Source organism: Kitasatospora sp. NPDC056327 (assembly GCF_042261735.1).
Lineage (GTDB): Bacteria > Actinomycetota > Actinomycetes > Streptomycetales > Streptomycetaceae > Kitasatospora.
The window spans coordinates 1-8,205 of record NZ_JBHJRC010000346.1 but is presented as its reverse complement, the minus strand read 5'-3'; the positions used below and the strand labels follow the sequence as shown (position 1 = coordinate 8,205).

Annotated in this window: 8 protein-coding genes; 6 read left to right on the top strand and 2 right to left on the bottom strand. The window is 73.6% G+C overall.

Annotation, left to right across the window (positions count from 1 at the left end):
* Positions 1 to 114: 114 nt before the first annotated feature.
* Together sigJ and ACFCX4_RS32145 are read left to right on the top strand one after the other, a co-directional pair.
* Positions 115 to 1,044, top strand: a complete 930-nt coding sequence (gene sigJ / locus ACFCX4_RS32150) for an RNA polymerase sigma factor SigJ (RefSeq protein WP_376150273.1) — start codon at positions 115 to 117, stop codon at positions 1,042 to 1,044.
* A 205-nt stretch (positions 1,045 to 1,249) separates the two neighbouring features.
* Complete coding sequence (locus ACFCX4_RS32145) at positions 1,250 to 2,317, top strand: NAD(P)/FAD-dependent oxidoreductase (RefSeq protein WP_376150271.1); 1,068 nt, start codon at positions 1,250 to 1,252, stop codon at positions 2,315 to 2,317.
* Between the two features lie 171 nt (positions 2,318 to 2,488).
* Here ACFCX4_RS32145 and lepA read toward each other — a convergent pair whose 3' ends face one another.
* Entirely contained in the window at positions 2,489 to 4,360 is a 1,872-nt protein-coding gene (lepA, locus tag ACFCX4_RS32140; protein ID WP_376150269.1) for a translation elongation factor 4, read from the bottom strand.
* A gap of 201 nt (positions 4,361 to 4,561) precedes the next feature.
* On the opposite strand from lepA, the gene ACFCX4_RS32135 reads away from it, so the two are divergent.
* From ACFCX4_RS32135 to ACFCX4_RS32125, 3 genes are all read left to right on the top strand, one after another.
* Positions 4,562 to 4,867 (top strand): antibiotic biosynthesis monooxygenase family protein, encoded by a 306-nt coding sequence (locus ACFCX4_RS32135; protein WP_376150267.1) that lies wholly within the window; start codon positions 4,562 to 4,564, stop codon positions 4,865 to 4,867.
* A 190-nt stretch (positions 4,868 to 5,057) separates the two neighbouring features.
* Complete coding sequence (gene rpsT, locus ACFCX4_RS32130) at positions 5,058 to 5,327, top strand: 30S ribosomal protein S20 (RefSeq protein ID WP_030233686.1); 270 nt, start codon at positions 5,058 to 5,060, stop codon at positions 5,325 to 5,327.
* A 746-nt stretch (positions 5,328 to 6,073) separates the two neighbouring features.
* Entirely contained in the window at positions 6,074 to 6,664 is a 591-nt protein-coding gene (locus tag ACFCX4_RS32125) for a hypothetical protein (protein ID WP_376150265.1), read from the top strand.
* A gap of 108 nt (positions 6,665 to 6,772) precedes the next feature.
* Here the strand turns inward: ACFCX4_RS32125 and holA are convergent, their stop codons facing one another.
* The gene (holA, locus tag ACFCX4_RS32120) at positions 6,773 to 7,774 is read right to left on the bottom strand and encodes a DNA polymerase III subunit delta (RefSeq protein ID WP_376150263.1); all 1,002 of its coding nucleotides are present in this window, start codon (positions 7,772 to 7,774) and stop codon (positions 6,773 to 6,775) included.
* 53 nt (positions 7,775 to 7,827) lie between these two features.
* Between holA and ACFCX4_RS32115 the strand changes: the two genes are divergently transcribed.
* Positions 7,828 to 8,121, top strand: coding sequence for a hypothetical protein (locus tag ACFCX4_RS32115; RefSeq protein WP_376150261.1), 294 nt, complete (start codon positions 7,828 to 7,830; stop codon positions 8,119 to 8,121).
* Positions 8,122 to 8,205: the final 84 nt, after the last annotated feature.

The following is an 8,205-nucleotide window of genomic DNA, read 5'->3' as shown; positions in this document are numbered from 1 at the left end:
GGGCACCGGACCGTCCGCCCCGGGCTCCGGCGTGTCCGGGGACGGCGGGCGGGGACGGCGGGCGGGCCCGGTACCGCCGCCCGTCCCGGCGGCGGCGGGAGCTACGGTGGGCGCGTGAGTGACGAACCGTCGACGACCGCCACCGCGACCGGCCGGCCCGCCCAGGACGCCTTCGAGGCCAACCGGCGCTACCTCGGCTCCGTCGCCTACCGCATGCTCGGCTCCTTCACCGATGCCGAGGACGTCCTCCAGGAGGCCTGGCTGCGCTGGCGCGCCGCCGACCGCGGCGACGTGGCCGACCCCCGCGCCTACCTCACCACCGTCGTCACCCGCCTCTGCTACGACCAGCTCGGCTCCGCCCGGGCCCGCCGCGAGTCCTACTTCGGCGAATGGCTGCCCGAGCCGTCCCTCTCCTACCAGGACACCCCCGCCTCCCCCGCCGACCTCGCCGAGCGCGGCGAATCCGTCTCGCTCGCCCTGCTCGCCGTCCTCGAACAGCTCACCCCCGCCGAACGCGCCGCCTTCGTCCTGCACGACGTGTTCGCGGTCGGCTTCGAGGAGATCGCCGCCTCCCTCGACCGCACCCCCGACGCGGCCCGGCAGCTCGCCTCCCGCGCCCGCCGCCGGGTCAGGGAAGGCGGCCGGCGGGCCTGCGCCGATCCCGCCGAGCACCGGCAGGCCGTCGAGGCGTTCGCCGCCGCCAGCGCCCGCGGCGACATCGAGGGCCTGCTCGCCGTCCTCGACCCGGACATCGTCTGGCACTCCGACGGCGGCGGCATCGTCAGCGCCGGCGCCCGCCCCGTCCTCGGCTCCGACAAGGTCGCCCGGCTCGTCGCCGGTCTGGTCGCCAAGTGGATCACCTCCGACACCCCCGTGGAGTTCGCGACGGTCAACGGCGAACCCGGCCTGGTCTGGTACCCGCGGCCCGGCGTGGTCGGCGGCGTGATCGCCTTCACCGTCGCCGGCGGCCGGATCACCGAGGCGTACACGGTGGTCAACCCGGAGAAGCTCGGGCACCTCAACCCGCCCGCCGCCGGCGCCTGAGCACCGGCGGCCACCCGCCCGGCCCCGCCCGGCCATCACCCGGCCATCACCGGCCGGGGTGTGACGCGCATCACCGTCACACCCCGGCCGTCCGCGTCGTCCCCCTTCCGAACAAGCGCACTTCCGAACACGCGCAGAAGCGCTCCCCGGCCCCGGGGACGCGGCGACCCGGCGCCTCCGGGCACCTCAGAAGGAGCGGGACGACATGACCGAGAAGCAGATCGTCGTACTGGGTGCCGGCTACGCGGGCCTCACCGCCGCCGCCCGCGCGGGCAAGCACGCGCAGGTGACCCTGATCGCCCCCGAAAGCCGCTTCCTGCAGCGCATCCGCCAGCACGAGACCGCCGCCGGCCACCGCGAGCACCGGCCCGCGCTCGCCGACGTCCTGCGCGGCCGCCGGGTCCGGCACATCCGGGCCCGGGCCACCGGACTCGACCTCGACGCCCGCGAGGTCCACCTCGACAACGGCGGGACCGTCGCCTACGACACCCTGGTGCACGCCCTCGGCAGCCGCACCGCCTGGCACGGCGTCCCCGGCGCCGCCGAGCACGCCCACCCCGCCGAGCGCGCCGACGAGATCGCCGCACGGCTGCGCACCGCCGAGCACCCCGGCACCCTCGCCGTCGTCGGCGGCGGCGCCACCGGCATCGAACTCGCCGCCGAACTCGCCGAGGCCCACCCCCGCTGGACCGTGCGGATCGTCGCCGCCGGCGAGGTCGGCGGCTGGTTCTCGGCCAAGGGCCACGACCACGTCCACCGCGTCCTGCGCGGCCTCGGCGTCCGGATCCACGAGCACGCCGCCGTCACCGCCGTCGACGCCGAGGGCCTCACCACCGGCGCCGGCCGGATCCCCGCCGACCTCGTCGTCTGGGCCGCCGCCATGGAACCCCACCCGCTCGCCGCCGAGGCCGGCCTCGCCGTCAACGCGGCCGGCCGGGCCACCGTCGACGACCACCTGCGCTCGGTCTCGCACCCCGAGGTGTACGTGATCGGCGACGCCGCCGACGTCACCGTCCCCGGCACCGGCACCCTCCGGATGGGCTGCGCCACCGCCCTGCCCCAGGGGCAGTACCTCGGCAAGGTCCTCGCCGGGCGCACCGACAGGCCGTTCCGCTTCCGCTACGCCGCGCAGTGCCTGAGCCTCGGGCGGCGCGAGGGGCTGCTCCAGTTCATCAACGGCGACGACTCGATGCGGCCCCGGGTGCTCACCGGCCGCGCCGGGCGGCTGGCCAAGGCTGCCATCCTCGGCATCGTCGCGACCTCGCTGCGCTGACCCCGGGCCGCCGGCCCCGGGACGCGGACACCGGGGCGCGGACACCCGGGGGCGGACACCGGGAGCCACGTGCCGGCGCGGCCGTGAGCACCCTCCGGAACGCCCGAGGGGCCCGGGGCGCGATGTGCGTCCCGGGCCCCTCGTGGCGGCGGCGCCGTTGCTCCGTCCCGCCTACTTCTTCTCGCCCTTGGGGGCCTCGGCGTCGGTGGACAGCGCGGCGATGAAGGCCTCCTGCGGGACCTCCACGCGGCCGACCATCTTCATCCGCTTCTTGCCCTCCTTCTGCTTCTCCAGCAGCTTCCGCTTGCGGGAGATGTCACCGCCGTAGCACTTGGCGAGGACGTCCTTGCGGATCGCGCGGACCGTCTCACGGGCGATCACCCGCGAGCCGATCGCCGCCTGGATCGGCACCTCGAACTGCTGGCGCGGGATCAGCTTCTGCAGCTTGCCGGCCATCATCACGCCGTAGCTGTAGGCCTTGTCCTTGTGCACGATCGCGGAGAAGGCGTCCACCGCGTCGCCGTGCAGCAGGATGTCGACCTTCACCAGCTGCGCGCTCTGCTCGCCGATGGGCTCGTAGTCGAGCGAGGCGTAGCCGCGGGTCTTGGACTTCAGCTGGTCGAAGAAGTCGAAGACGATCTCGGCGAGCGGCAGGGTGTAGCGCAGCTCGACCCGGTCCTCCGACAGGTAGTCCATGCCCTGGAGGTTGCCGCGCCGGGACTGGCAGAGCTCCATGATCGCGCCGACGAACTCGTTCGGCGCCAGGATGGTGCCGCGCACCACCGGCTCGTACACCTCGGCGATCTTGCCGGTGGGGAACTCGCTCGGGTTGGTGACGGTGTGCTCGGTGCCGTCCTCCATGATCACCCGGTAGACCACGTTCGGGGCGGTGGAGATGAGGTCGAGGTTGAACTCGCGCTCCAGGCGCTCCCGGATGATCTCCAGGTGCAGCAGGCCGAGGAAGCCGCAGCGGTAGCCGAAGCCGAGCGCCACGGACGTCTCCGGCTCGTACACCAGGGCCGCGTCGTTCAGCCGCAGCTTGTCCAGGGCGTCGCGCAGCAGCGGGTAGTCCGAGCCGTCCAGCGGGTACAGGCCGGAGAACACCATCGGACGCGGGTCCTTGTAGCCGCCGAGCGGCTCGGTGGCACCCTTGTGCATCGACGTGATGGTGTCACCCACCTTGGACTGCCGGACGTCCTTCACACCGGTGATGATGTAGCCCACCTCACCGACGCCGAGGCCGTCGGCGACCTTCGGCTCGGGGGAGATGACACCGATCTCCAGCAGCTCGTGGGTGGCACCGGTCGACATCATCGCGATGCGCTCGCGCTTGGTCAGCTGACCGTCCACGACCCTGACGTAGGTGACCACGCCTCGGTAGGAGTCGTACACCGAGTCGAAGATCATCGCGCGGGCCGGGGCGTCCGCGACGCCGACCGGGGCCGGGACCGTGTTGACGATGTGGTCCAGCAGGTCCTCGACGCCCAGACCGGTCTTGGCGCTGACCTTGAGCACGTCGGCCGGGTCGCAGCCGATGATGTGCGCGATCTCCTCGGCGTACTTCTCCGGCTGGGCGGCCGGCAGGTCGATCTTGTTCAGCACCGGGACGATCGTGAGGTCGTTCTCCAGCGCCAGGTAGAGGTTGGCGAGGGTCTGCGCCTCGATGCCCTGGGCCGCGTCGACGACCAGGACGGTGCCCTCGCAGGCCGCGAGGGAGCGCGACACCTCGTACGTGAAGTCCACGTGGCCCGGGGTGTCGATCATGTTGAGGATGTGCGTGGCCCCGGCCTCCGGGCCGGTCCTCGGCGCCCAGGGGAGGCGGACGGCCTGCGACTTGATGGTGATCCCGCGCTCGCGCTCGATGTCCATGCGGTCGAGGTACTGGGCACGCATCTGCCGCGGGTCGACCACACCGGTGATCTGCAGCATCCGGTCGGCGAGCGTCGACTTGCCGTGGTCGATGTGGGCGATGATGCAGAAGTTGCGGATCAGCGCCGGGTCGGTACGGCTGGGCTCTGGCACATTGCTGGGGGTCGCGGGCACCTTGGTCCGATTCTCCGTTGGTCCGGGGGCCGGGGGTGTCCGGATCATCGCTGACCGGCTTCCCGGGCGACCGGACGGTCGTCCGATCGAGATAGTTCCTCCCATCTTCCCACTTCCCGCGGCCGGGCCGCGCGCCACCGTCCGGTTCGGGCCGCCGGGCGGCTTCCGCACGGCCCGCGGCGGGCGGCAGGATGACCGGCCATGATCCTGGAAAGCGCCCTGCTCGACGTCGTCCCCGGCCGGGAGGAGGAGTTCCTGGCCGCCTTCGCCGAGGCCCGGCCGCTGATCGCCGGCCGGCCCGGCTTCCGCTCGCTGGAACTCCGCCGCTGCCTCGACGAGGGGCGCGGCTCCCGCTTCCTGCTCCAGGTCGGCTGGGACACCCTCGCCGACCACACCGAGGGCTTCCGCCGCTCCCCCGAGTACGGGCGGTGGCGGGCGCTGCTGCACCACTTCTACCGTCCGTTCCCCGAGGTCGAGCACTACGGGGAGCCCGTCCTGCGGGCCTGAGCGGGCCCCGGCCGGGGGCCGTCCGGAGATCAGCCGGTTTGGGCCGGGCCCGGCGCCCCTGGTAGCGTGGGCGGCTGCACGTGGCCCCGGCATGCCCTCTCAGCTGGTCCGGCGGCCGCACGGTGCAGCCCTCTCCCGGCCCCGGTCGGGAGGGACCCCCGGAACCGATTTCACAGACTGAGGCTCTTTCGTGGCGAACATCAAGTCCCAGATCAAGCGCAACAAGACCAACGAGAAGGCGCGCCTGCGCAACAAGGCCGTCAAGTCCTCGCTGAAGACCGCCCTGCGCAAGGCCCGCGAGGCCGCTGCCGCCGGTGAGACCGAGAAGGCCGCCGTGCTGGCCCGCGCCGCCTCCAAGGCGCTGGACAAGGCCGTGAGCAAGGGCGTCATCCACGCCAACCAGGCCGCCAACAAGAAGTCGGCCATCACCAAGCGCGTCAACGCGGCCGTCCAGGCCTGACGCCCCCGGGGCCGCACCGACGGCCCCACCCCCTCGGGAGACCCCGGCCCTCTACCCGGAGCCCCGAGGAGCACAGCACACTTCGCACCGCACGCGGCCTGCGTTCGCCACGCGGGTGCGGTGCACAGAGATTGACCGAAAGTGGCAGCTCATAGGCCCTTTCACTACTGCCCGTCCGGTACACACCGGGCGGGCAGTACGCGTTTCCGCCCGCTGCGGGGAACCGGGGCGGCCGGTGGCGTCGTCGTGGCTCCCGGAACCACCGAACCTTCCGGGACGCCCCGGTCGGCGCGGCTGTCCCGGTTGCCCCGGCCGCCCGGGCGTCGCGAGGCCGGCCTGCGGCGCCCGGACCGGCGGGAGACGGTGCGCGTGCGCAAGACCCTTCCAGCGGTTTGCGGCCGGGTACGGCCCGTGCCGGGCCCCGGGTGCGGGTCTCCGCAACGCCTGTCACGGCCCCGGCACGACCGGTAGGGTCCGGGTGTTCGGCACGCAGGTCGAGGGCCCGAGGGGGGCACACATTGGGGACACCGCCGCCACCACCGCCACCTCCGCAGAGCGGACCCGGCTTCGCCGGCTTCCCGCAGCAGTCGCCACCGCCGGCGCCGAACAGCCCTCCCGGCTTCGGACCGCCGCCCGGGCTGCCCAGCGCACCGGGGGCGTCGGGTGATCCCGCCGGGGGCGGTGGGCGGAGCCGCGGCCTGCGGCGCAACGCGCTCTGGGCGTTCGCCGGCGCGATCCTCGCCTCGGTGGTCTGGACCGGAACCGTCCTCGCGGTGCCCGGCCTCGTCGACGGCAAGTCCGCCGTCAAGAGCCTCCGGGCCTACCACGCCGTCGACAGGATCTGCGACGCCGGCAAGCTCACCGCGTTCCGCGGCAAGTACAAGATGGTGGACAACTACCCGCTGGAGCACGCCGGCCGGAGCGAGGCCATGGACGTCATGCGCTGCTACGCCCTGATGAAGCGCACGCCCGGCGACAGCGACACCACCGACTACGCCACCCTCGACGTCCGTGTCGAGCTCCACAAGGCCGTCGATTCGGTTCCCGAGTTCGCCGCCCTGCGGCAGTACTTCGAGCAGCAGAAGTACGAGATCACGACCGTCCCGGGCCTGGGCGAGGAGGCCTACCTCGCGTACGGCGACGAGCCGACCAGTACGGACAAGAGCTTCCACGACATCAACTACTACCTGCAGGTCCGCGACGGCGGCATGACGTACTCGCTGTACTGGACGGACAACTACCAGGTCGGCAAGAACCACACGCTGGACCGCGAGACCGTGCGCAAGGCGATGCTCGACGACACCCGGGACATGCTCAAGGCGATCGGCGGCGCGTAGACGGGGGCTGGTGGCCGGGGGCGGTCGCAGGCGGGTGGCGTGCGGCGGGGGCGGCGGCGAGTGGCGTGCGGCGGCGGCCGACGGGCGGGTGGCCGGTGCGCCGTGGGCTCAGTACGCCGGCGGCCGGGAGCCGGCCCGGGAGGCCCTGGCCACGGCGACCACGGCCCGCTCCAGCGCGAAGGCCGGGTCGTCGGAACCGCCCTTGACGGCCGCGTCCGCCTGCGCGATCGCGGTCAGCGCCACGGCCACGCCGTCGCCCGTCCAGCCGCGCATCTGCTGGCGGACCCGGTCCACCTTCCACGGCGGCATGCCCAGCTCGCGCGCGAGGTCCCCGGGGCGCATGTTCCGCCCGGCGGAGGCGAGCCGCCCGATGCTGCGCACGCCGGACGCCAGCGCGTAGGTGATGCCGGTCGGCGGCTGGCCGACGGCCAGCGCCCAGCGCAGGCGCTCCAGGGCCTCGGCGGCCCGGCCGGTGACCGCGAGGTCCGCCACCTCGAAGCCGGTGGCCTCGGCCCGGCCGCTGTAGTAGCGGGCCACCACGGTCTCGTCGATGGCGCCCTCGACGTCGGAGGTCAGCTGACCGCACGCGGCGGCCAGCTCGCGAAGGTCGCTGCCGAGCGCGTCCAGCAGCGCCTGGCAGGCCTCGGGGGTCGCCGAACGGCCGAGGGTGCGGAACTCGCCGCGGACGAAGGCCAGCCGCTCGCTCGCCTTGGCGAGCTTGGCGCACGCCACCTCGCGGCCGCCGGCCTTGCGGCCCGCGTCCAGCAGCCCCTTGCCCTTCGCACCGCCCGCATGCACCAGGACGATGATCACTTCTTCGGCGGGGGCCTCGATGTACGCCTTGACCTCCTTCACGGAGTCGGCGCCGAGGTCCTGCGCGGCCCTGACCACGATGACCTTGCGCTCGGCGAAGAGCGAGGGAGTGGTCAGCTCGGCCAGGCTCCCGGGCTGCAGGGTGCCCGGGGGCAGGTCCCGCACGTCGGTGTCCGGGTCGGCCGCCCTGGCCGCTGCCACGACCTGGGCGACCGCGCGGTCCAGCAGCAGCTCCTCCTGACCGACCGCGAGGGTCAGCGGGGCGAGCAGGTCGTCGGGTGCACTCTTCCTGGCCATCGCCTACCAGCATCCCACGGGGCACGGACAGCTCCGCACGGGAGAATGGGCCGGTGACCGAAGACCTGACCACCGACCTGCCGGACGACTTCGACCCACGCGCCCGGCAGCTGCTCGTCCTGCCCGACCGCGACACCGCCGAGGAGGTCGCGGAGGAACTGAGCGCCGACCACCCCGACCTCGGCGAGCTCGACATCGTCAGAGACGCCCTGGCCGGCGAGGACGACGCCGAGGACGCGCAGTGGCTGGTCGTCGTGGAGCCTCCCGAGGGCGGATGGACTCCCGCCCGCCTCGGGGTCCTCGACGCCGTCGCCACCGCCCACGAAGGCTGGCGCGAGGAGCACTGACCTGACTGCGGCTGCCGCCCTTGCGGGGCGGACGCCTCACACCGGCGCCGTGCTCCGTGCCCCGGGCCCTGCTGCCCCGGGCAC